Below are 23812 nucleotides of genomic sequence, written 5' to 3' on the forward strand. Positions count from 1 at the left end.
AACCAACTCAACAACACCACGACACCACGACACGACCACCCTCCCCCTCACAACCATAAGGACCGTGCAAAAAGGCAATCATCTATTTAGTGTGTTTAACCAAGACTTTTTTCTTAGCACACAAGAGCCTGAGATGCCCTCAGAGAAGCCATTCATAAACCGTACTAGAGGATTACCGGCATATACAAAAAGCGTAACAGGGAACATAGATAAGCCAGAGAACAAACACAGAAGAGATAAAGAAGTCATTTAAAAACAGGCAACTAAGCCAGATCAAATAATATCTGAAAGAATTAGACTGAAATGAAAAAGGAGACAGTGGCGCGCCCGGCACGATTCGAACGTGCGACCGCCTGGTTCGTAGCCAGGTACTCTATCCAGCTGAGCTACGGGCGCTTAATCACTGCAAAACTGTCTCAGAAAAAACAGACATAAAACAAACTCTTGACAGTGTCACTACACTGCAACTCGTTTGCTCTACATTTGAATAAACACAAAGACTTAAAACAGATACTTGGATTGGATGGCGCGCCCGGCACGATTCGAACGTGCGACCGCCTGGTTCGTAGCCAGGTACTCTATCCAGCTGAGCTACGGGCGCTAAATCCAAGTGTGTTGTATTCCCATTATGCCACTTAAACATCACATTTAAGTGGCGCGCCCGGCACGATTCGAACGTGCGACCGCCTGGTTCGTAGCCAGGTACTCTATCCAGCTGAGCTACGGGCGCTAAATGGCGGTGAGAGAGGGATTCGAACCCTCGATAGAGTTTCCCCTATACGCCCTTAGCAGGGGCGCGCCTTCAGCCACTCGGCCATCTCACCTCAACAACGGCGCGAATAATACAAGAATGATTTTCAAAAGAAAAGCATTAATTTCAAAAATTTACTCTTGATTACCTTCTTGCTTCTCTTTCTGAATACGCTGATAGATTTCTTCGCGATGAACAGACACATCTTTAGGTGCATTAACACCAATGCGCACCTGATTACCTTTCACACCCAGGACAGTAACAGTGACGTCGTCACCGACCATTAGCGTTTCACCTACACGGCGAGTAAGAATTAACATTAAATAATCTCCTTATTTAAGCGCCAGAGCGTCCTAATCTGTATTACTTACAACAGATTAACAGACCTCTGGCGTTAAACAAATAAAATGTGCAACAACAGCTACATAGAACTACTTAAACAGTGGCTGCTATTCACTAACTGTATCAACGGCATTCAAATCAAAGGCCGAGTGAAGTCCCCGGACAGCTAATTCCAAGTACTTTTCAGCAATTACGACAGAGACTTTAATCTCTGAAGTAGAAATCATCTGAATATTGATGTTTTCATTAGCCAGGGAATCAAACATCTTACTGGCTACACCAGCATGCGAGCGCATGCCTACACCAACAATTGATACTTTAGCTATCTTGTTATTACCAATTACCTCACGTGCACCCAGCTCTTCCTTAACCTTCACCAGAATCTCTTCTGCCTGGTTAAAGTCGTTACGATGCACTGTAAACGTAAAGTCTGTTGTGTTGTCTGCCGCCACGTTCTGCAAAATCATATCGACTTCAATATTGGCACGACTAACTGGACCCAAAATCCGCGAAGCTACACCGGGAATATCAGGGACACCCAGTATTGTCAGTTTTGCTTCATCACGGTTAAATGCAATCCCTGAAATGACCGGTTTTTCCACTGTATCCTCTTCCTCTGTAGTTATAAGCGTTCCTGGTCCATCCTGAAAGCTGTGTAATACCCGCAATGGCACATTGTATTTGCCAGCGAACTCCACAGCCCGAATTTGCAGTACTTTTGAACCCAGACTGGCCATTTCCAGCATTTCTTCAAAAGTAATCTCGTTGAGCCGCTGAGCGCCCTCAACAACTCGTGGATCAGTTGTGTACACACCGTCCACATCTGTATATATCTGACACTCATCCGCTTTAAGCGCAGCAGCAAGCGCTACACCTGTAGTATCAGAGCCACCACGACCCAGAGTCGTAATATTACCTAGCTCATCAACCCCCTGGAAACCGGCAACGACAACAACCCGCCCCATATCCAGTTCCGCACGCATCTGATCGACTTCTATGTCCTGAATACGTGCTTTCATGTGGCTGTCATCGGTCAGAATTTTGACCTGACTGCCCGTGAATGAACGCGCACCTACGCCACGAGCTTCCAGTGCCATACATAATAGCGCAATGGTTACCTGCTCACCGGTAGAAACCAGTACATCCATCTCACGGGGAGTAGGCTGCTCCTGCATTTCTTTAGCCATACCAATCAAACGATTAGTTTCGCCACTCATTGCAGAAACAACGACAACGACATCATGACCGGCCTGACGAAAGCCTTTAACTTTATCAGCGACAGCCTGAATGCGCTCTACCGAGCCAACAGAGGTGCCACCGTATTTCTGTACAAATAGGGCCATTTACCTATTTCCTTAATAGCCTTTCAGACTAAAAACTACGACAAATTCTTTTCGACCAACCCGGCAACATCTGCCAGAACAGCAGGCAAAGCTGCTGCATCGGTACCACCACCCTGAGCAAAATCAGGACGACCACCGCCCTTACCACCCAGCTTAGCTGTTAACTCACGTACCAGATCACCAGCCTTCACTTTAGCAGTTACATCTTTGCTTACGCCTGCTGCAAGGCTAACTTTATCGTCCGCCACTGTAGCCAGCACAACCACTGAACTGCCCAACTTATTCTTTAACTGATCAATGGTGTCACGCAGCGCCTTAGGCTCTATGCCTTCCAGCACTTCAGCAAGCACTTTCACACCAGCAACATCAACTGCTGCACTTACCAGATCAGCACCTTTAGCTGCTGCAAGCTTAGCTTTTAATTGCTCAAGCTCTTTTTCCAGCTGACGGGTTTTACCTTGCTGATCAGTCAGTTTTTCCTGTAGCTGCTCACTAACACCTGCCATGTAATCCAGAGCAGCCTTACCGGTAACAGCCTCAACACGACGTACACCTGCAGCAATACCACCTTCAGATACAATCTTCAGCAAGGCAATATCACCTGAGCGCTGAGCATGAGTACCACCACACAGCTCGACAGAGAAGTCTCCGCCCATGGTTAACACCCGCACCTCATCATCATACTTTTCACCAAACAGCGCCATCGCACCTTTTTCTTTGGCGGAATCTATGTCCATGATGTCAGTTTCGATCAGGGTATTAAGACGAATCTGCTCGTTAACCATATCTTCAACGACTTGTAACTCTTCAGCAGTTACCGCTTCGAAATGAGAGAAGTCGAAACGTAGACGGTCAGCATCATTCAAAGAGCCTTTCTGCTGCACATGAGAACCTAATACACGGCGAAGCGCTTCGTGAAGCACGTGAGTCGCAGAATGGTTAACCGCCGTCTTCTGACGTCGTTCAGCATCAACTTCAGGGAACAGAGTATCGCCCAGTTTAATAGCCCCTTGCTGCAGTTCACCATGATGCAGATGATTCTTACTTTCTTTTGTGCAATCCGAAACACTGAACAGACAGTTATCTGCCTTCAATACACCGCTATCGCCAACCTGTCCGCCTGATTCTGCATAAAACGGCGTTTCGTCCAACACAACAATGCCAGTGTCACCGCTATTCAATGAATCCACAGCCGCACCATTGCTGAACAAACCAACAACCTTGGCAGACCCCTGAAGATGCTCATAACCTGTAAAGCTGGTTTCACCTTCAAGGTTTAACGTGTCATTGTAATCGACGTTAAATTTACCGGCCGCTCGCGCCTGATTACGTTGTTGCTCCATTGCCTGCTCAAAACCAGGCATATCAATCGTCAGTTCTTGCTCACGAGCCACATCAGCAGTCAGGTCTACCGGGAAACCGTAGGTATCGTATAGTTTGAAAACAGTTTCACCCGGAATTTCAGTACCATCCAGCTTGGAAATAACGTTTTCCAACAGCCCCATACCGTGCTCAAGCGTTTTGGCAAACTGCTCTTCTTCTTTAAGCAACACCTTAGCTATTAACTCTTGCTGCGCAGCTAAATCAGGGTAAGCAGTGCCCATTTCAGCAACCAGTGCCGTAACTAGTTTGTAGAAAAATGCGCCCTGAGCACCCAGCTTTTTACCATGACGCACAGCACGACGAATAATCCGACGCAGCACGTAACCTGCACCTTCATTACTCGGGATTACGCCATCTAGAATCAGGAAAGAGCATGAACGGATGTGATCAGCTATTACTCGCAGGGATTTATTATCCAGATCATCACTACCGACAGCAGTCGCAGCTGCTTTCAACAGGTTTTGGAATAAATCAATTTCGTAATTAGAATGTACGTTCTGCAGTACAGCAGCGATACGTTCAAGCCCCATACCTGTATCAACAGAAGGCTTAGGTAACGGCGTCATTTCACCGTCAGCTGCACGGTTGAACTGCATGAATACCAGGTTCCAGATTTCGATATAGCGATCGCCATCTTCTTCCGGGCTGCCCGGAGGCCCACCCCAGATATCTGCACCGTGGTCATAGAATATTTCAGAGCTTGGTCCGCACGGGCCAGTATCGCCCATTGACCAGAAATTATCTTCATCCAACTTAGAGAAGCGCTCAGGATCGATACCAACTTCTTCTTTCCAGATCTTTTCTGCTTCATCATCACTGATATGCACAGTAATCCAGAGCTTTTCTTTTGGCAGCTCCAGTACTTCTGTCAGAAATGTCCAGGCAAAGTTAATTGCATCGCGCTTGAAATAATCACCGAAGCTGAAGTTGCCCAACATTTCAAAGAAAGTGTGGTGACGAGCGGTATAACCAACGTTATCCAGATCGTTATGCTTACCACCCGCGCGAACACAGCGCTGCGAAGTTGTAGCACGTGAATAAGCACGCTGATCACTGCCCAGGAATACATCCTTAAACTGCACCATGCCTGCATTGGTAAACATCAGGGTAGGATCATTGGCTGGGATCAGAGAACTACTTTCAACAATCTGATGGCCGTTGTTTTCAAAGTAGTTTAGAAATGCCTGTCGCAGTTCGGCACTTGTCATATTTTTCATACAGTTATCGCTCGCAACACCTAAAATAGCACCCTGATCGATTCATTTGCCTACGCATTCAATCAAAAGTAACAAAAAAAACAGTGTAAAAATGGCGATGCAGTATATAACGTGACAATAAATTGTTCGAATATTTTTAGTAACTAAGGCTAATATTAATATTTCTTTTTGATTTACAGGTTTTATTCTTCTTTTGCATCAATAGCATAGCGGGTTTGCTCTGCATCAAAACCTCGTTGCATCATGTAACGCATGCGTTTTGCATAGCCTTTTGCATCATAGTTTTCTTCTCCTTTAAACTTACGGCGATACACTTCCAACGCCTGAGAAAACCAATCCACCTCCTGCTCTTCCATAGCAAAATCCAGCATTTCAGCAGAAATACCTTTATCTCTCATATCGAAACGGATTTTCATAGGACCATAGCCCTGATTAATCCTTTGACGTAAAAAACTCTCTAAAAAACGCTCATCACTGATATAGCCACTTTCCTGTAATGAAAAGAGTACATTTTCTAGCTGACTCTCATCACAACATTTTGGCTTCAATTTAGTGATCAACTCTTTCATTGAGTATTCACGTCTTGCCAGCAAGCCAAAAACCGCATTTTTTATATCCGAATCAGATTCAAGTGTAGCCTGAGTTGCAGCAGAGCGATTAAAACTCATAACATTTTCCTTCTGGCAGATACAAAAAACCCTGCACAAGAGCAGGGTTTAATAAACATCAGCAAACTTTTATCTGACTTATCGCTTACAGATCCAGCTGAGGAGCTGCTTCAGCTTCTTCGCTTTCATCTTCTTCCGAAGCAGTTACCAGCAACTTAGCACGGATAGCAGCTTCAATCTCTGTTGCGATTTCAGGATTCTCTTCCAGGTAACGGGCAGCATTTGCTTTACCCTGACCGATCTTGTCGCCCTTATATGCGTACCATGCACCGGACTTATCAATCATCCCTTCTTTTACACCCAGATCAATTACTTCGCCCATATGGTAGATACCCTGACCATACAGAATCTGGAATTCAGCCTGACGGAATGGAGGAGCAACCTTGTTCTTAACAACTTTAACCCGGGTTTCGTTACCGACAATTTCGTCACCCTGCTTCACTGCACCGATACGACGGATATCCAAACGAACAGAGGAATAAAATTTCAGTGCGTTACCACCAGTCGTTGTTTCAGGGCTACCAAACATAACACCGATTTTCATACGAATCTGGTTAATAAAGATCACCAGAGTATTGGCATTCTTTACATTAGCCGTCAGCTTACGCAGCGCCTGAGACATCAGACGCGCCTGCAAACCTACATGAGAATCACCCATGTCACCTTCGATCTCAGCTTTAGGTGTCAGGGCAGCAACAGAGTCAATAACCAGAACATCTACTGCACTGGAACGAACCAGCATATCTGTAACTTCCAGTGCCTGCTCACCAGTATCTGGCTGAGATACCAGCATCTCATCTACATTAACGCCCAGCTTCTCAGCATAATTAGGGTCCAAAGCATGCTCTGCATCAATGAACGCACAGGTCTTGCCCTGCTTTTGAGCTTCGGCAATAACTTGCAGAGTAAGAGTTGTTTTACCCGAAGATTCCGGACCGTAGATTTCAACAATACGACCCATAGGCAAACCACCAATACCCAACGCGATATCCAGCGTCAGAGAACCGGTCGACACAGCAGGAATAGCTTCACGCGGCTGATCACCCATACGCATAACCGTACCTTTACCAAACTGACGTTCGATTTGGCCAAGGGCGGCATCAAGGGCTTTCTTTCTGTTGTCGTCCATATTAAAACCTATAATCTGTAGAGAAATTAAATACTGTACGTTTGCACAGCATTATTGTCGCAGCCGAATCACATTGCAAGTAATAATATGTTTTTTTATACAGTATTTTTATCCAGTAGTTTCACCAGGCCGCTAAGTGCCTGTTCTACGGTCTGAAGTCGCACGGAATCCCGGTCACCAGCAAACTGATATCGCTGAGCGACAGACTCAGATCCACTTCTCCAGGCAATCCAGACAGTCCCTACCGGCTTTTTTTCCGTACCACCACCAGGCCCGGCTACACCACTCACAGCAACACTCAGCTGTGCCTGACTATTAGCAATTGCGCCTGCAGTCATGGCTTCAACCACCGGCTGACTCACCGCCCCATGTGCTTCAATCACAGCCAGCGGCACATTTAACATACGGCTTTTAGCTTCATTACTGTATGTCACAAAGCCTGCATCAAACCAGGCAGAGCTTCCGGCCAGCGCTGTCATCGCCGTAGCAATCCCACCACCTGTACAGGACTCGGCTGTCGACAATATAACGTTTTGCTGTAAAGCCCGATCCGCTAACTGTTCAACCAGCTGTAAAATATTTTCCGTTCCCATCAGTCTTCTCTTTTCTACTTCAGACGAACAAGCTAGCTTTGCCCATGAACAAGGAATTCACGCAAAGCATCCATCTCAGATATACATGGCAAGGTCTCAACAGCAATCTCAGCAGAACACCATGGCCAGGGTAACCGCTGTGCCCAGGAAAATATCACCGACTGCTTGTCAGCCAGGGACAAATTCATTTGCTGTATTTCAATATCGAGACGCTCAATTTGCTGATCACCAGCATACCAGCGGTACCAACCTGCACCGATTTTAATTTCTGTTGATCGTTTGTCTTGCATGCAAACAAACCAGCGGCAAGTAACGTAACCCTGCTCATCAGGCATGCTTTCAGACAGGCTCTCAGGTAAGCAAAATGTGTAGATATTCTGGTGAGCCTCATTGAAACGCTGTACCAGAGTCGCTGTAATTTCTGCTTCACCACTAACTTTCGGAGGAAAATTAATGTTGTTACTGTCAACCTGCATTCGGAGTTCAGCATCCTGAATAAAGACCTGCGGCATCAGATGAGGTTTATTATTATCCTTAGCAATAAGGTATGCCTCTATATGCCGTCTGAGCTGCCCCATACCCATCAATACACACTCCTGCTAATTACTATTCATTTAACCGCTTGAGCATGACGCCCCAGCCTGGACTTCCAGATGCCGTCCAGCACTCCCACTTCAAGTAATGCTTCATATGCAATGTTGAAGGTTTCGATAAGTATTTCTGCTTGCGGATGCTGTTTACTGATAATCAAATACTCAGATATAGCCCTAAATGGCTCATCGGCCGTTACAACTGTCTGCTCAGCAGCATTGCCTATGGCTCTTTGTGCAGCACTCCAGCCCACCAGATCATTCGATACAACAAAATCCACCCGCTTTGCGGATAGCATTTCGAAACACCCATCCATATCACGTGCTTCATAACGGACCAGTTGTTTCTGCTCAATCATATATCTGAGTTCCGGCTCAGTCTGATATCCCAGTGGCTGGCAATATGACAAGCCCTCCAAGTCATTCGCTTCCGTGAAATCAAAGGCAGCATCTCTGTGCATAAACACCCGGATGGTCACCCTGTTCACCGCCCTTGAGTAGAGAAACTGCTCGGCCCGGTCTGCTCCCCAGGCATATGGAAAGGTTGCATCACTCTGAACATTCAGAACCCGCTGATAGCCGCGGTTCCAGGGGAAAAAAGATAACTCGGTATGATACCCCATCTCACTAAAGACCCGCTTCACCACCTCAGTAACGACACCACCTTCTGGCAGTTCGTCACTTACATATGGCGCATAGTCAGGGCCACTGACTAGATTTATGCTTCGATGCGACGCTGTCGCATGGCCAACCACAGTGGCCAATAAGATCACCAAACTAAAAACACGTATTACGACGAACCTGAAAATCATAGGAAATACACTCTACAACAGATCATTCAAACGTTCTGTTCGCGCTAAGGATATGAATTTATAACAAATTTCTATAAGCATTGCAGGCGTAAACCAGTCAGAGGTAACAGGTCCTACCTGACCTTCTCTGCTGTATATTTTTATCCTCATATCAAATACGAATCCTCATGGCGGATTCAGCAGCGATTTGGTAACCTGCTGTGCTCATTAATACCTCTCACATAAGACTCAGTCGCACGAATTATGACCGCACAAAACAACGCCGCCGTAAAACATACTCCAATGATGCAACAATATCTGAGCATCAAGGCTGAACACCCTAATCAACTGGTGTTTTACCGTATGGGGGACTTTTATGAGTTGTTTTACGACGACGCTAAAAAAGCATCGCAACTGTTAGATATCTCTTTAACAGCCCGAGGCAAAAGCGGCGGTAACCCAATCCCAATGGCTGGCATTCCGTATCATTCAGCGGACGGTTACATCGCTAAAATTGTTCGTGCCGGCGAATCTGTGGCCATTTGTGAACAGGTTGGCGACCCAGCCACCAGCAAAGGTCCTGTTGAACGTAAAGTCATGCGGGTAGTTACCCCGGGAACCATCAGTGACGAAGCATTGCTGGATGAGCGCCGGGAAAGCTTACTGGTAGCTATTAACCACCAGCAATCCCATTATGGTATCGCGATTGTAGATATCAGCAGCGGTCGGTTCAGCCTCTTAGAGATCCATGGTGATGAAGCTTTGTATGGTGAGCTTGAACGGCTAAAACCTGCAGAAATTTTGTATAACGATACTGCTTCATTTGGCGAACACCTTAACGGTTACAAAGGCTTACGCCCACAAGCACCCTGGCACTTTGAATTAGAAACAGCTGAACGTTTGTTATGCCAGCAATTCCAAACCCAGGACCTCAGCGGCTTTGGTTGCGCTCATGTTCCACTGGCTCTGGGAGCTGCAGGCTGCCTGTTACAATATGCAAAAGATACACAGAGAACCAATCTGCCACATATACGCCGCCTGATTCTGGAGCAACGGGATGAAAGCGTTATTCTCGACGCCGCCACCCGAAAAAACCTGGAAATAGATATAAATCTTGCCGGCGGCAAAGAAAATACCCTGGCATCAGTTATCGACAAGACAGCAACCCCAATGGGCAGCCGGATGTTACGGCGCTGGCTGAACCGCCCGCTGCGTTGCCGTAACACCTTGCAGGGCCGGCAAGCAGCTATTCAATGGTTGATGGATAACTACCGTTTTGAACAACTATCACCTGCTCTAAAACAAATCGGTGATATCGAACGGGTGCTGGCACGTATTGCTTTACGCTCAGCACGCCCCCGAGACCTTGAACGCCTGAAAAACGCCTTTCAAACGCTGCCGGAAGTGCAACAGTTACTTGCCGGTAATCGTCCGGCACGCCTTAGTGAACTCTCCGACAGCGCCAGTGAGTTCCCCGAACTCAACGAACTGTTACAAACAGCTATCATTGAAAATCCCCCGGTGGTTATACGTGACGGCGGTGTAATAGCTACTGGCTACGACAGCGAATTAGACGAGCTTCGCGGCCTCAGTGAAAACGCTGGCAGCTACTTAGTAGAACTCGAGCGCAGAGAACGGGAACGTACTGATATTGCTACCCTAAAAGTTGGCTATAACAGGGTACACGGTTACTTTATTGAAGTGAGTAAAGCGCAGGCTGTCGATATGCCTGCAGAGTACATTCGACGTCAGACACTCAAAAATGCCGAGCGCTATATCACACCGGAACTAAAAGAATTTGAAGACAAAGCGCTCAGCGCCAAAAGCCGTGCCCTCACCCGGGAAAAAGCACTCTACGAAGTATTAGTAGAACAACTGGCTGAACAACTTGCGCCACTGCAGGACAGCGCTCAGGCAATTGCCGAGTTGGATGTTCTCTGTAACCTTGCCGAACGGGCAGACAGCCTCGAATTTGTTGCACCTGTTCTGATAGACCAACCTCTGATCGAAATTCATCAGGGCCGTCACCCAGTAGTAGAGAGTGTTCTGAATGAGCCTTTTGTAGCGAATAACCTGACCCTTTCGCCACAAAGACAAATGCTGATAATTACCGGCCCTAACATGGGCGGTAAATCCACCTATATGCGTCAGACAGCCCTGATTACCCTGTTAGCGCATATTGGTAGTTACGTCCCTGCTGTGGCCGCTACAATTGGTTTAGTTGACCGAATATTTACCCGTATGGGATCTTCTGACGACTTAGCAGGCGGACGCTCAACCTTTATGGTTGAAATGACTGAAACAGCTAACATTTTACACAATGCGACCGAGCACAGCCTGGTGCTGATGGATGAAGTCGGTCGTGGTACCAGTACTTTTGACGGTTTATCCCTAGCTTGGGCGGCGGCAGAATACCTGGCTGATGAAGTCAAAGCTCTGACCCTGTTTGCCACTCATTACTTTGAACTGACTGTTTTACCTGAGTTAAGTAAAGCCGTATTCAATGTGCACCTGACAGCAATGGAACACAAAGATCACATTGTTTTCATGCACGAAGTACAGGAAGGTCCCGCCAGCCAAAGCTATGGTTTACAGGTAGCTCAGCTAGCAGGTGTCCCGCAGCACGTTATTCAGCGAGCCAAGCAAAAACTGGTACAACTGGAAGATGATACCGGACACAGTGAACACAAACGTCAAACGCCACCTATGCAGGAAGACTTATTTTTCGCACCTAAGCCCCACCCTGCTCTGACGTCTTTACAGGAACTTAACCCAGACGACCTTTCACCACGGGAAGCGCTGGAACAGCTATATGCTCTGAAGCAAGCAGCCATGCGGCAGTAAGATACAACAGAGCAACAGACACAAAAAAAGCTGCCAATGGCAGCTTTTTTAGTTTTATAACAGCAATATTTAAGCAGTCGCAATCGCGCCTTTACCAACACCTTCATACGCACGCACCAGAACTTCATGTTCAGGATTTGCTTGTTTTACCTGCTCAGCCAAATGACAGGCAATTTGCTCAACCGTAGTCTCCGTATCCATCAGATGACAGCGACTGGCTGGCAGTTTGATTTCAAACTCACCCTGCGGCGCGGTGTAGCTGTAGTGATGTAACTCGCCTTCGCCCGTTTGTAAATGACTACGGGTGCCAATATAAATATCACGAAAATTTTCTGCCCAGCGCGCTTCTTCTTCACTGCTGCGCTGACCGTCTAAGAAAATCTCAATACGGGAACGATGGCCGTGAGCAATACGCTGACAGTTACCATCATGCTGCTGTAAACCGTGACTGTAATGGTAGTAAGCCCCCTGAATACTCTCAGGTATAAAGCTAATCTCCAGCCCTTTAACTTCATCCGGAAACAGTTCCAGGAGCTGATCTTTACACCAACGGGCTAACCCTTCGGGTGTAATAGCATCCAGCTCGACTAATACTATCGCCTCGCGTGGCGAACGGCAGTAGAAGCTCTCACCTTCCGGGTACTTCCAGGCAATCTCTGTTTGCTGCGGGTCTTGCTGCAATACCAGATCATCCATACCTGTCGGTACGACCAGAGCATGATCAATGCAATCATCAAACCAACGTTTCACGGCTTTCTTTACGATACCAAAATCGCAAATCATCCCCTGTTCATTGAGGCTGCCATCCAGCACCAACTGTACCAGCCAGGACTCTCCCAACAGGCCTCGCTGGCCATCCAGATATGAAAAATCGACATTGGTTAAATTATCAACAAACAGCTTCACGTAGGTTCACACAGAATTGGTTATTAAATGGGCCGCTATATTAGCTCAATCTGAAAGCTTTTGCATGATTCAGACGTACAACTCTGAGGCCAGACTGAGGTATAATCCCGGCTTTATCCATTACAGCGGTAACCATTCAGATAATGCGACTCGACAAATACCTCAGCCAGGCAACCGGCCTGCCCCGCAGTCAGGTTAAACGCCTCATTAAGAGTCAGAAAGTACGGCTCAACGACAAGGTGAATCAGGACCACGGCTTTCAGGTTAAAACCGGTGACCTGGTGTTGCTCGACGGCCGGGAAATTCCACCCCCTGGCCCACGCTATCTGATGTTACATAAACCGCAGGACACAATTTGTGCTACAGAAGATCAGGAACACCCAACAGTGCTTGATCTGCTGGAGCTGGAAAACGTCAAAAATCTGCACCCCGCCGGACGTTTGGACATCGACACGACCGGACTGGTACTCATCACCGACGATGGGCAGTGGTCGCACCGCATCACATCACCACGTCACCGTTGCGACAAGGTGTATCTAGTTACGACTGAAGACCCTATCAGCCCGGAAACAGCGCCTGCTTTTGCAGAGGGTCTTATGCTGCGTAATGAAGAAGAACCTACCTTACCGGCTACGCTTGAGTTGCTTGATGAGCATCACGCCCGCGTAACCCTGCAGGAAGGCCGCTATCACCAGGTAAAGCGCATGTTCGCAGCAATGGGGAACAAAGTTGCAGGCCTGCACCGCGAAAGCGTTGGTGGCATTGTGCTGGATGAAGATCTGGAGCCAGGTGAGTTCCGTTTTCTGACTGCCGAAGAGGTTGCCAGCATCCGATGAAAGATTTCGCTTTTGATCTGTTACGCCCGGAACTGGCCCAGGCCACTGGCACAACACTTTGGATTGCTGATGAAAATGCACTGCAACCCGAATTGGCGATTACTCCCCGGAATAATGTAACTGTTATCAGTAACCGGATAGATCTTACCGATTCTCTGACGGAACAGGGTTGGCAATGCCGTTTCAGTGATTTTAATTTTTCAGAATACGCTGACGGTAGCATCGATACACTTATCTACCGGGTATCTAAAGAGAAACCGATTGTTCATCATGTTATCAATCAGGCAATACGGCTGCTCAGGCCCGACGGCAAACTGTTTATCGCCGGACTGAAAAACGAAGGCATCAAGACCTATCTTGATAAAGCTAAAAAACGCTTTGCCGGAAACATGCAAACCGAAAAGTCCGATAAGAACACCTGGATGGGCATTCTAACCCGACCAGACGCGTGCGATACTGACTCACTCGATGATCAGGATTACCCTGTGTTGCGTGACGTCGCCAGCGATGAGACTTATCACTATTACAGCAAACCCGGTGTGTTTGGCTGGAATAAAATTGATAAGGGCAGCGAGTATCTGATCGAACAGTTGGGGCGTTTTACTGAACGTCTAAAACAACCCGCAACACGGATTTTGGATCTGGGCTGTGGTTACGGCTACCTGGCTATGAATTGTGCCAGCGATGATTGTTTTGTTACCGCCACAGATAACAATGCAACAGCCCTGCAGGCCTGTCAGGAAAACTTCTCTCGACATAAGATTAACGGTGAAGTCATCCCGGCAAACTGTGCTGAAGGCATCGACAGCCGTTATCCAATGATTATCTGTAATCCTCCGTTCCACCAGGGATTCAGTGTTACCGGAGATCTGACAGATATATTTTTACGGGCAACCCGGCGCAGACTCGAAAATGACGGCATTGCAGCCTTCGTAACAAACCTGCACATTCCACTGGAGCGTAAAGCCAGTGCGCACTTTAACCGGGTTGAAACTCTCGCTGATAATGGTAGCTTCAAGCTGGTATTACTGGCGAAACCTAAACGTTAATTTAACTCATACTTTGTAGGACATAAGATGGCTTTTACCTATCTCAAGCAAACCTGGTTCTTCTTCAAGATGAATCTGCTTGCCATCATCAAAATACAGCTGCCGTTTATCATTATCCTCAATATTATCGGCACCATTGTACTTGGCTCACTGGATGGCGAACGCTCAGAAATAGATCCTTCTGTGATGATGCTGTCACTGGTCAGCCTGCTTTTTTTACCGCTTTACTGGGGAGCAACTATTGCCTACCTGAACTCAGTGGTTGAAGACCGTCCACTAACAGCCTTTCAGGCATTACAACTAAGCTTGTCACGCTGGGGCTCTATGTTCCTCACCTACTTCATTTCCGGTGCAGGCATTGTCTTAGGTCTGATGTGTTTTATTATTCCGGGGTTATACCTGACCGTTCGCTGGTCCTTCGCTGATTATCACTGTATGTTGGAAAAATCATCGCCTGTTGAAGCCATGAAAGATAGCTGGGATACCACCCGGGAGTACTTTTGGGATCTTCTGACCGGCCTTGTATGCCTGTTCGTACTGATCACTGGTGCAAACGTCGCTGTTAGCTGGTTATTCAGCACTATGGGGATTGATTCAATAGTTGTGCGATCGCTTCAGGATATTTTCTTCGGCTTCCTAAACTGCCTGTTTATGATTTACGGTTTCCGGGTATTCTGCGTTATGCGTGAAGCTCAAAACCAAGACTGACATCCATAAAAAAGGCCACACTTCGTGGCCTTTTTTAATCATTCTCTGCAACTAGCCTTCGGCCAGCAGCTGACGAATATCCGCTTCTATCGCATTGGCCTGCGCAGTATTTGCATGCGTCTCACCAATATAAACTGATCGCACACGTCCCTGCTTATCAAGCAGATAAAATGCTGGCCAGTAACGGTTTCCCATCGCTCGCCAATAGGCAAAATCATTATCCATCATCACCGGATGATGAAGCTCAAATTCCTTTATCTTCTCAGCGACGTTATCCCTGACTTTTTCATGATCAAACTCAGGTGTATGAATGCCCAATACAGTGAAACTTTCACCTGCAAAGGTTTTCTCCAAAGCATTTAACCAGGGAAATGAGCGATAACAGTTCCAGCAATCAAACGTCCAGAAATCCAGCAGCACAACTTTTCCACTCAAGTCCTGCAGACTGAGTGGCTCACTGTTTAACCAGGCCTGGGGATCAGTCTGAGTCAACGCCGGCGCTGGTACCCGCTGTTTAAGCTGTCCAGCCTGCAAAACACTGCTCATCATTAAGACGCCAAACGCCAGTAAGACAGCACGCATAAGGTTCGGCATAGATTTTTCCTCTCGTCGACATACGTCGGCTCACCCTCGCAAGGTTAATTCTGTGACTGCAAATAATGCTGTCAGTTCCGACAAGTCAATTTTCACTTGCAACATGTCTGATTTTATAGATAATGATAACCATTATCATTTAGTTAAAAGGAATTGCCATGACCGCTCTGGCCATTAATGCCTGGTTAAACACACCGCTGCCAAGTATCAGCCTGACAAACTCAATTTCAGGCCAGCTCATTGCCTGCTGGCAGGGTGAAGCAGTTCAGCAATTATTCGATGATGGTATCCTCACACTAACAGAGCTCCACAGCTCTGACCGCAATACACTGTCGCGCCTTTCCCACGACTTACTGCTCATGGCTTGTGCCAGCAGCCTGTGCCATCGCCAGGGCGATGGCTGCTTTAACTGTATAACAGGACGCCTGCTACAAAGTTATATGCAACACAACCGTAGTCAGAACAGCAGCAAACAATATGTACCATTAACAATGGCAGGCTAAATTAATCCTTCAGTACTGGCGAAAGTAACTGCGCAATGACCGCAGCAGATTCGGGAGTGCTGAAGTAATAGCCTTGTATTTCGTCACAACCGCATTCCTGTAAAAATGTTAGCTGCTCCCGGGTTTCAACGCCCTCAGCAATCACTGCGATATTCAAATTATTGGCCATAGCAATTATTGCCGTGACTATTTCAGAATCGCTTTTACCATTGAATAATGCCTGCACAAAAGAACGATCAATTTTTAGCTTATCCACATCAAACAGCTTAAGATAATTCAGTGACGAGTAACCGGTACCGAAATCATCAATTGCCAGACAGACCCCATGTTGACGGATACTGTTAAGTATTTCGGTCGCTTTATCCACATTTTCAATCAGTGATGTTTCTGTCAGTTCAAGCTCAATTCTGTCTGCAGTCACACCTGTAGAATGGATAATATTCAGAATTTCCTCATCAAGCCGGCCTAATTTAAATTGCTTGCCAGAGATATTAACAGCCATTTTCAGACGTTGATCAAACCGTTGATGCCAGTCTTTTAGCTGTATACAAGCGGCAGTAAATACCCAACGGGTAAGTGTAGAAATCAAACCGGCATTCTCAGCAATGGGAATAAACACAGCGGGCGAAATCCACCCTCTTAACGGATGATACCAACGCAACAAAACTTCAAAACCCGTTATACGATGATCCTGAGCGCAGACCTGTGGCTGATAAACAACTGTCAGCTCCTGATTCTCCAGCGCTGTGCGCAGATCCCTCTCAAGTAATAAATGCTCCTGTAACACCTTACCCATCTGATCGGTATAAAACATAAAGCTGTTTCGGCCACTCTCTTTAGCTTTATACATTGCGATATCGGCGTTCTTAAGCAGCTCCTCAGTATTTTCCCCGTCGAGTGGATAGACACTAATTCCGATACTGGCACTCACATAAACGGCAGACTCGCCACCAATATCAAATGGCTGGCCCAATGCTTCAACCATCTTTTTAGCAACCTTTGCCAGATGCTCAACTGCCTGCAAATCAGTAAACACCACGACAAACTCATCGCCTGAAATACGCGCAACAGTATCGACCTGACGGACTTGTTGCCTGAGAGTTTCAGCAACAGCATTTAATACCTTATCACCCGCGCTATGCCCCAGACTGTCATTTACTCGCTTGAAATGATCGAGGTCGATGAACATGACTGCCAGCATGGCATTATCGCGGCACGCCTTATCGATGGACTGCCCGAGGCGATCATCCAGCAAGGTACGGTTAGCCAGCCCGGTCAGGGCATCATAGTGCGCCATATAATGTAAACGCTTACGAGAATTGTCATATGCACTGATATCTGAAAAAACACCCGCATAGTGACTTACGATACCGTCATGGTCCCGAATAACATTAATGTTCAGCCATTCAGGATAAACTTCACCGTCTTTGCGGCGATTCCAGATCTCTCCTTGCCACTGGCCAGTTTCTAATATTGCATGCCACATCAATGAATAGAAATGCTGATCATGCCGATGCGAACTGAGCAGCCTGGGCGTCTGCCCGATAGCTTCTGAAATGGAATAACCAGTTGTTGCTACAAATGATTTATTTACCTGAATAATCTTTAAATTAAGATCGGTCACCATGACTGACATAGGAGTCTCAGCAATCAGTCGTTGGCAAATTTCAGGGTCGAATACAGCATCAATGCAATTAATCATAAAGATCAGGCACTCCGCTAAAATAATCGAGAAAATACTTCTGACCTTTATTCGAATTTATAAGAGTTCTGCGATTAAACAGTCCACTCCGGAAATTCGCCAGGCGCTCAAAAGTATCGTTTAAATTCACTCTCCAGTTACTATTCTCCTCCAGAAAAACTGCAACTTCTTTGCCTTGCATCAAAGCCTTGTCTGACCCCATTACAAGGTGCTGGAAACAATTTTATACATCTGCACATAATGATCATTTTTTGCACAAAACCTAACCATTCGTCTTAAAATCAATAACTTTACGATTACAAATCAAACTGTCATCTTGGGTAGCCAAACCCTTTATTCTGGCTACTTTCAGTGAGTAAAATGTGCTTCAGCCAGCAGTAACAGAGCAATGAAACGCCCTCTATGAAAAGAAAAATCCCCATCAGCCTTCCTCCCCGTCCGGAAGCACTTGTTACCATCGCTAAAGCTCTGAAGTCGAGTGATGTCGATCTGGATCAGGTCTACCGTGTACTCAGATCTGACGTCGCACTCTTCTCTTCCGTTATATCAACAGTTAATAGCCCGGCGATCGGTGCTGCAGCCAAAATTAAATCGATCGAACATGCTGTAAACATGCTGGGCCTGAAAAAGGTTTACTCAGTCGTACAAATTGCAGCATTAAAAAATAGTTTTCCGACACATATTCGTCTTGAACGTTTCTGGGATACTGCGACTGAAGTCGCTCAAATTGCTGTGATGCTTGCCCGGCGCTATAAAATGATTACCACTGATGACGCATACACACTGGGCATGCTCCACGACTGTGGCATTCCGCTGATGCTGACATATAAAAATGACTTTCTGAATGTGATGCGTAAGCTAAATGGCAGTGATTTACAGGATATCCACAAGGCTCAACTGAGATTCTATGGTGTCAGCCACTTTCAGGTTGGAGCAGCACTCGCACGCCACTGGTTCATACCTGAAGATACTCACTTAGCCATAACGGGCCAGGCTAACTATCTGGATGTACTAAAACAGAAGAAGGATGAACATGAAGACATGCGCATGCAGCTCTGTACATTATTGCTGGCAAAAGAAATCAGTACCGCCTACCGCACCTATTGGCGTCTCAATGATACTGAAGGTACTTTATTCGAACTGAAGCCCGTACTGGCATTTCTGGGCTTATGCGATATGGACTTTCTCGACCTGAAAGAAGAGCTCATCCCTGAACTGGATGAGCTCGCAGCTTGTTAATTAAGGCCTTCGAAATACAGCCATAGATTAAAAATCAAAGACACAAAAAAACCCGCCAATGGCGGGTTTTTTTATAGCAACTTAAGAATTACTTCTTAGCAGCTGCCTTCTTTTCTTTTTCAGCTTCGATCACTGTCTGAGCAACAGAGTTCGGGCAAGGCATGTAGTGAGAGAACTCCATAGAGAACTGACCACGGCCTGAAGTGATAGTACGCAGGTGTCCAATGTAACCGAACATTTCAGCCAGAGGAACGTCTGCTTTAATACGTACACCACTTGCACCAGCTTCCTGATCTTTGATCATGCCGCGACGACGGTTAAGGTCACCGATAACATCACCAACGTGATCGTCTGGAGTGAACACATCAACCTTCATGATAGGTTCGATCAACTGAGGACCGGCCTTAGGCATAGACTGACGGAACGCGCCTTTAGCAGCGATTTCGAAAGCTACAGCTGAGGAGTCAACCGCGTGGAAACCACCATCGTACAGTTCAATTTCAACATCCAGTACAGGGAAGCCAGCCAGAGGACCTTCGTCCATCATGCCCTTGAAGCCCTTCTCGATTGCTGGGAAAAATTCCTTAGGAACGTTACCACCAACAACAATAGACTTGAATGTGAAACCAGTACCTACTTCACCTGGCTTGATACGGTAGTCGATCTTACCGAACTGACCGGAACCACCAGACTGCTTCTTGTGCGTGTAGCTGTCTTCAATTAATGAAGTAATTGTTTCGCGGTAAGCAACCTGTGGCTGACCTACTTCCAGTTCAACACCGTAAGTACGCTTCAGGATGTCTACTTTGATATCCAGGTGCAATTCACCCATACCTTTCAGGATGGTTTCACCGGAATCTTCATCAGTTTCAACAATGAAAGTTGGATCTTCTGCAACCATCTTACCGATCGCAACACCCATCTTCTCAGTAGAACCTTTGTCCTTAGGAGATACAGCAATAGAAATTACTGGCTCAGGGAAGATCATAGGTTCCAGAGTACATTCATGTTTAGGATCACACAGAGTGTGACCAGTCTGAACGTTCTTCATACCAACGATAGCCAGGATGTCACCCGCCTGAGCAGTGCTCAGCTCGGTACGCTCATCAGCGTGCATCTCAACCATACGGCCGATACGCTCAGTCTTACCAGTGAATGAGTTAAGGATAGTGTCACCCTTATTCAGTACACCAGAGTAAATACGGATAAAGGTCAGTGCACCGAAGCGGTCATCCATGATTTTGAATGCCAACGCGCGCAGAGGCTCATCTGTAGAAACAGTCGCTACTTCACCAGTAGGCTCACCAACTTCATCAGTCAGAGGCTGTGCATCAACTTCAGTTGGGCTTGGCAGGTAATCAACAACCGCATCCAGGATCAGCTGAACACCTTTGTTCTTAAACGCAGAACCACAGTAAGTTGGGAAGAAGTCCAGAGCGATGGTACCTTTACGGATACAACGCTTGATGTCTTCGATAGAAGGCTCTTCACCATCCATGTAAGCCATCATCAGATCATCGTCCTGTTCAACAGCAGTCTCGATCAGCTTCTCACGGTACATCTCTACGTCATCTACCATGTCCGCAGGGATATCAACGATTTCGAAGTTTTCTGGCTTACCAGAATCATCCCAAACGTATGCAGTACGAGACAGCAGATCAACCAGACCTACGAAGTTTTCTTCGATACCGATTGGCAGAGTCATAACCATTGGGTTTGCACCCAATACGTTCTCAACCTGGTCAACAACGCGCAGGAAGTCTGCACCCATGCGGTCCAGCTTGTTAACGAAGATGATACGTGCAACTTCAGATTCGTTCGCGTAACGCCAGTTAGTCTCAGACTGAGGCTCAACACCACCGGAACCACAGAATACACCAACACCACCATCCAGTACTTTCAGGGAACGGTATACTTCAACTGTGAAGTCAACGTGACCAGGAGTATCGATGATGTTGAAACGGTGATCCTTCCAGTAACAGGTAGTCGCCGCTGACTGGATAGTAATACCCCGCTCAGCTTCCTGCTCCATGAAATCGGTGGTAGATTCACCGTCATGTACTTCACCGGTTTTATGGATCTTACCAGTCAGTTTCAGGATACGTTCAGTCGTAGTAGTTTTACCCGCGTCTACGTGGGCGAAAATACCGATATTACGGTAGTGTGATAAGTCTGCCATTGCTTCACTCAATTCTATGTGGGCGTAAATTGCGCGCTATTATACAGAACTTTGCGTCTATTTGGATAAGTTTTAAGCAGGACATCAGGCTTTTTTCAAAAAAAAACCATTTGACCAGCCAAGCGTTCACTAAAAATGTGAAAAAAACGCAGCTTTAATGAAAGTAACGTGAATTTAGCTGCTAGTTAGGCGTGATTAAGTATTTTTTTTGCCAACAGGTAAATATATAAACTCTGATTTTTCTCCAGCAAAAAAGGCAGTAAAAACTGCCTTTATTCAAGCTAAAAAAGCATCACTATTAACTACTGAGAAATCAGACCTCGTCGATCCATTATGGCTTCAATTTCAGGTAAACTCGCAGGATCATCTATCGTCGAAGGAATCGAATAATCCTCTTTATCAGCAATCTGACGCAGTAATTTACGCAGAATTTTACCCGAACGGGTTTTCGGTAAGCGTTGCACCACTACAGCCTTTTTAAAGCTAGCAACGGCACCTATCTGCTTTCGAACCATTGCAATCAGCTCGGCCTCAAGTTCTGCCTCATCAAGCTCCACACCATTTTTTAACAGTACCAATCCAATAGGTTGCTGACCTTTGAGGCTATCATTAATACCAATCACCGCACACTCGGCAACTGCAGGATGGCCAGCAACAACCTCTTCCATTTCGCCAGTGGATAAACGGTGGCCAGCCACATTTATGACATCATCAGTACGGCCCATAATGAAAACATAGCCATCTTCATCTTTATAGCCACCATCACCGGAACAGTAATACCCTGGATACTCTGACAAATACCCCTCTTTAAACCGGTTAAAATCCCCCCAGACAGTCGGCAAGCAACTTGGCGGTAAAGGCAGTTTAAGGGCAATACTTCCCTGTTCACCGTCAGGTAGTTGATTCCCTTCAGCATCCAGAATTTGTACATTAAAACCCGGCACAGGTACTGTTGATGAACCAGGTTTAGGATCCAGATGCTCAACACCTGTTAAGTTTCCACAAATAGCCCAACCAGTCTCCGTCTGCCACCAGTGATCAACAACAGGCTTATTCAGCGTCGCTTTCGTCCATTCATATGTTGGAGGATCCAGCCGCTCACCTGCCATAAAAACAGTCTCTAGCGAGCTTAAATTATACTCAGCCAGACAAACTGACTCGGGATCTTCTTTCTTAATCGCTCGAAAGGCTGTGGGTGCTGCAAATAACGCTTTGACCTTATATTCAGAGCAAACACGCCAAAATGCCCCCGCATCAGGAGTCTTAATAGGTTTACCTTCATAGACTACTGTCGTACAACCCGCCAGAAGTGGCCCATAGACAATGTATGAATGACCTACCACCCACCCCACATCAGAGGCGGCCCAAAACACTTCTCCCGGCTCCATATTATAAATAGCCTTCATGCTGTACTTAAGTGCGACAGCATGACCACCGTTATCACGTACAACACCTTTAGGCTTCCCCGTAGTACCGGATGTGTAGAGGATATATAAAGGATCTGTCGCTTTAACCGGCACACATGCAGCAGGCACTGTACTCTGCATTGCGTCATGCCAATCAACATCACGCCCATCAGTCATGCTGGCTACAGCCTGGGGGCGTTGCAATATTATGCAGGCATCAGGTTTATGCCTAGAACGCTCAATAGCCTCATCCAGAAGCGGTTTATACTCAATGATTTTGCTGATTTCGATGCCACAGGAGCACGAAACAACTACCTTGGGCGCGGCATCTTCTATACGTACGGCAAGCTCTTTAGGCGCAAAGCCGCCAAACACTACTGAATGAATAGCACCCAAACGGGCAACAGCCAACATAGTAATAACGGCTTCCGCGACCATAGGCATATAGATAACAACCCGATCACCTTTTGTTACACCGCTATCGCGCAAAACACCGGCACATTTTGCTACTTCATCACGTAGCTCTGTGTAACTATACTGCCGCTTCTGGCCAGTCACTGGTGAATCAAATATCAATGCAGTTTGATTACCACGGCCTTCTTCTACGTGATAGTCCAGCGCCAGATATGCCGTATTTAACTCACCATCCACAAACCAGCGATCGATGCCGTTATCGTCTTTACTGAGAATCGTTTGTGGTGCTTTATACCAGCTCAGTTGAGCGGCCTTTTCTGCCCAAAACAATTCTGGCGTTTCAACTGACTTTGAATATTCGGCGATATACGACATTTCAAGCGGCCTCTTCTCTATTATTGTTGTACTTTCTCACACAAATTATCTGCCGAGCACAGCCGGACCTGACTCAGACGTTACAGATACTCTAATAGATAAAGACAGCAAAGAAACTACGACATAAGGCTAAATTGTCGACCATATTGAGTAAATTTCATAATTAATCATGAAATTAATACCAAAAACAAAATCATTGTCGACAATAAATCAAAACCGCAAAAGTAAATGACATAAAAAAACGGAGCAT

The 23812-nt window shown here is 46.4% G+C and carries 19 protein-coding genes and 4 tRNA genes; 6 read left to right on the forward strand and 17 right to left on the reverse strand.

Annotation, left to right across the window (positions count from 1 at the left end; genetic code table 11):
* Positions 1-319: 319 nt before the first annotated feature.
* The 12 genes from OCU49_RS20785 to OCU49_RS20840 form a co-directional block, all read right to left on the reverse strand.
* Positions 320-396 (reverse strand) — tRNA-Arg (locus OCU49_RS20785).
* A 128-nt stretch (positions 397-524) separates the two neighbouring features.
* A tRNA-Arg gene (locus OCU49_RS20790) sits at positions 525-601 on the reverse strand.
* 52 nt (positions 602-653) lie between these two features.
* A tRNA-Arg gene (locus OCU49_RS20795) sits at positions 654-730 on the reverse strand.
* A gap of 4 nt (positions 731-734) precedes the next feature.
* A tRNA-Ser gene (locus OCU49_RS20800) sits at positions 735-824 on the reverse strand.
* Between the two features lie 61 nt (positions 825-885).
* Positions 886-1071 carry a carbon storage regulator CsrA gene (gene csrA / locus OCU49_RS20805; protein ID WP_205660109.1) on the reverse strand — a complete coding sequence of 62 codons (186 nt, stop codon included), beginning with the start codon at positions 1069-1071 and terminating at the stop codon, positions 886-888.
* 129 nt (positions 1072-1200) lie between these two features.
* A complete protein-coding gene (locus tag OCU49_RS20810; RefSeq protein WP_261842460.1) occupies positions 1201-2436 on the reverse strand; it encodes an aspartate kinase in 1236 nt (411 codons plus the stop codon).
* A gap of 35 nt (positions 2437-2471) precedes the next feature.
* A complete protein-coding gene (gene alaS / locus OCU49_RS20815; protein ID WP_261845272.1) occupies positions 2472-5027 on the reverse strand; it encodes an alanine--tRNA ligase in 2556 nt (851 codons plus the stop codon).
* A gap of 191 nt (positions 5028-5218) precedes the next feature.
* On the reverse strand, positions 5219-5704 hold the full coding sequence (locus OCU49_RS20820) for a regulatory protein RecX (RefSeq protein ID WP_261842461.1): 486 nt from the start codon (positions 5702-5704) through the stop codon (positions 5219-5221).
* Positions 5705-5789: 85 nt separating this feature from the next.
* The gene (gene recA / locus OCU49_RS20825) at positions 5790-6833 is read right to left on the reverse strand and encodes a recombinase RecA (protein ID WP_261842462.1); all 1044 of its coding nucleotides are present in this window, start codon (positions 6831-6833) and stop codon (positions 5790-5792) included.
* Between the two features lie 95 nt (positions 6834-6928).
* Entirely contained in the window at positions 6929-7426 is a 498-nt protein-coding gene (locus OCU49_RS20830; protein WP_261842463.1) for a CinA family protein, read from the reverse strand.
* Positions 7427-7458: 32 nt separating this feature from the next.
* Positions 7459-8010: a hypothetical protein gene (locus OCU49_RS20835; protein ID WP_261842464.1), complete on the reverse strand. Its 552-nt coding sequence runs from the start codon at positions 8008-8010 to the stop codon at positions 7459-7461.
* A gap of 26 nt (positions 8011-8036) precedes the next feature.
* On the reverse strand, positions 8037-8780 hold the full coding sequence (locus tag OCU49_RS20840) for a substrate-binding periplasmic protein (protein WP_376787885.1): 744 nt from the start codon (positions 8778-8780) through the stop codon (positions 8037-8039).
* Between the two features lie 291 nt (positions 8781-9071).
* On the opposite strand from OCU49_RS20840, the gene mutS reads away from it, so the two are divergent.
* Positions 9072-11651 (forward strand): DNA mismatch repair protein MutS, encoded by a 2580-nt coding sequence (mutS, locus tag OCU49_RS20845; protein WP_261842465.1) that lies wholly within the window; start codon positions 9072-9074, stop codon positions 11649-11651.
* A gap of 69 nt (positions 11652-11720) precedes the next feature.
* Here the strand turns inward: mutS and OCU49_RS20850 are convergent, their stop codons facing one another.
* Positions 11721-12557 carry a 6-carboxytetrahydropterin synthase gene (locus OCU49_RS20850; protein WP_261842466.1) on the reverse strand — a complete coding sequence of 279 codons (837 nt, stop codon included), beginning with the start codon at positions 12555-12557 and terminating at the stop codon, positions 11721-11723.
* Between the two features lie 143 nt (positions 12558-12700).
* On the opposite strand from OCU49_RS20850, the gene rsuA reads away from it, so the two are divergent.
* The 3 genes from rsuA to OCU49_RS20865 are packed head-to-tail and all read left to right on the forward strand — an operon-like array spanning position 12701 to position 15150.
* A complete protein-coding gene (gene rsuA, locus OCU49_RS20855; RefSeq protein WP_261842467.1) occupies positions 12701-13393 on the forward strand; it encodes a 16S rRNA pseudouridine(516) synthase RsuA in 693 nt (230 codons plus the stop codon).
* Entirely contained in the window at positions 13390-14442 is a 1053-nt protein-coding gene (locus tag OCU49_RS20860) for a class I SAM-dependent methyltransferase (RefSeq protein WP_261842468.1), read from the forward strand. Before rsuA ends, OCU49_RS20860 begins: the two co-directional genes overlap by 4 nt.
* A 27-nt stretch (positions 14443-14469) precedes the next feature.
* Positions 14470-15150 carry a YciC family protein gene (locus OCU49_RS20865; RefSeq protein WP_261842469.1) on the forward strand — a complete coding sequence of 227 codons (681 nt, stop codon included), beginning with the start codon at positions 14470-14472 and terminating at the stop codon, positions 15148-15150.
* A gap of 51 nt (positions 15151-15201) precedes the next feature.
* On the opposite strand, the gene OCU49_RS20870 is transcribed toward OCU49_RS20865, so the two are convergent.
* On the reverse strand, positions 15202-15744 hold the full coding sequence (locus tag OCU49_RS20870; protein ID WP_261842470.1) for a redoxin family protein: 543 nt from the start codon (positions 15742-15744) through the stop codon (positions 15202-15204).
* Between the two features lie 158 nt (positions 15745-15902).
* Between OCU49_RS20870 and OCU49_RS20875 the strand changes: the two genes are divergently transcribed.
* Positions 15903-16247: a hypothetical protein gene (locus tag OCU49_RS20875; RefSeq protein ID WP_261842471.1), complete on the forward strand. Its 345-nt coding sequence runs from the start codon at positions 15903-15905 to the stop codon at positions 16245-16247.
* Between the two features lies 1 nt (position 16248).
* On the opposite strand, the gene OCU49_RS20880 is transcribed toward OCU49_RS20875, so the two are convergent.
* Positions 16249-17949, reverse strand: a complete 1701-nt coding sequence (locus OCU49_RS20880; protein ID WP_261842472.1) for a putative bifunctional diguanylate cyclase/phosphodiesterase — start codon at positions 17947-17949, stop codon at positions 16249-16251.
* A 402-nt stretch (positions 17950-18351) separates the two neighbouring features.
* On the opposite strand from OCU49_RS20880, the gene OCU49_RS20885 reads away from it, so the two are divergent.
* A complete protein-coding gene (locus OCU49_RS20885; protein WP_261842473.1) occupies positions 18352-19188 on the forward strand; it encodes an HDOD domain-containing protein in 837 nt (278 codons plus the stop codon).
* An 88-nt stretch (positions 19189-19276) separates the two neighbouring features.
* On the opposite strand, the gene fusA is transcribed toward OCU49_RS20885, so the two are convergent.
* A complete protein-coding gene (gene fusA / locus OCU49_RS20890; protein WP_261842474.1) occupies positions 19277-21367 on the reverse strand; it encodes an elongation factor G in 2091 nt (696 codons plus the stop codon).
* A gap of 302 nt (positions 21368-21669) precedes the next feature.
* Entirely contained in the window at positions 21670-23562 is a 1893-nt protein-coding gene (locus tag OCU49_RS20895; RefSeq protein ID WP_261842475.1) for a propionyl-CoA synthetase, read from the reverse strand.
* Positions 23563-23812: the final 250 nt, after the last annotated feature.

This window comes from Aliamphritea ceti, from assembly GCF_024347215.1.
In the GTDB taxonomy this organism is placed as follows: Bacteria; Pseudomonadota; Gammaproteobacteria; order Pseudomonadales; family Balneatricaceae; genus Amphritea; species Amphritea ceti.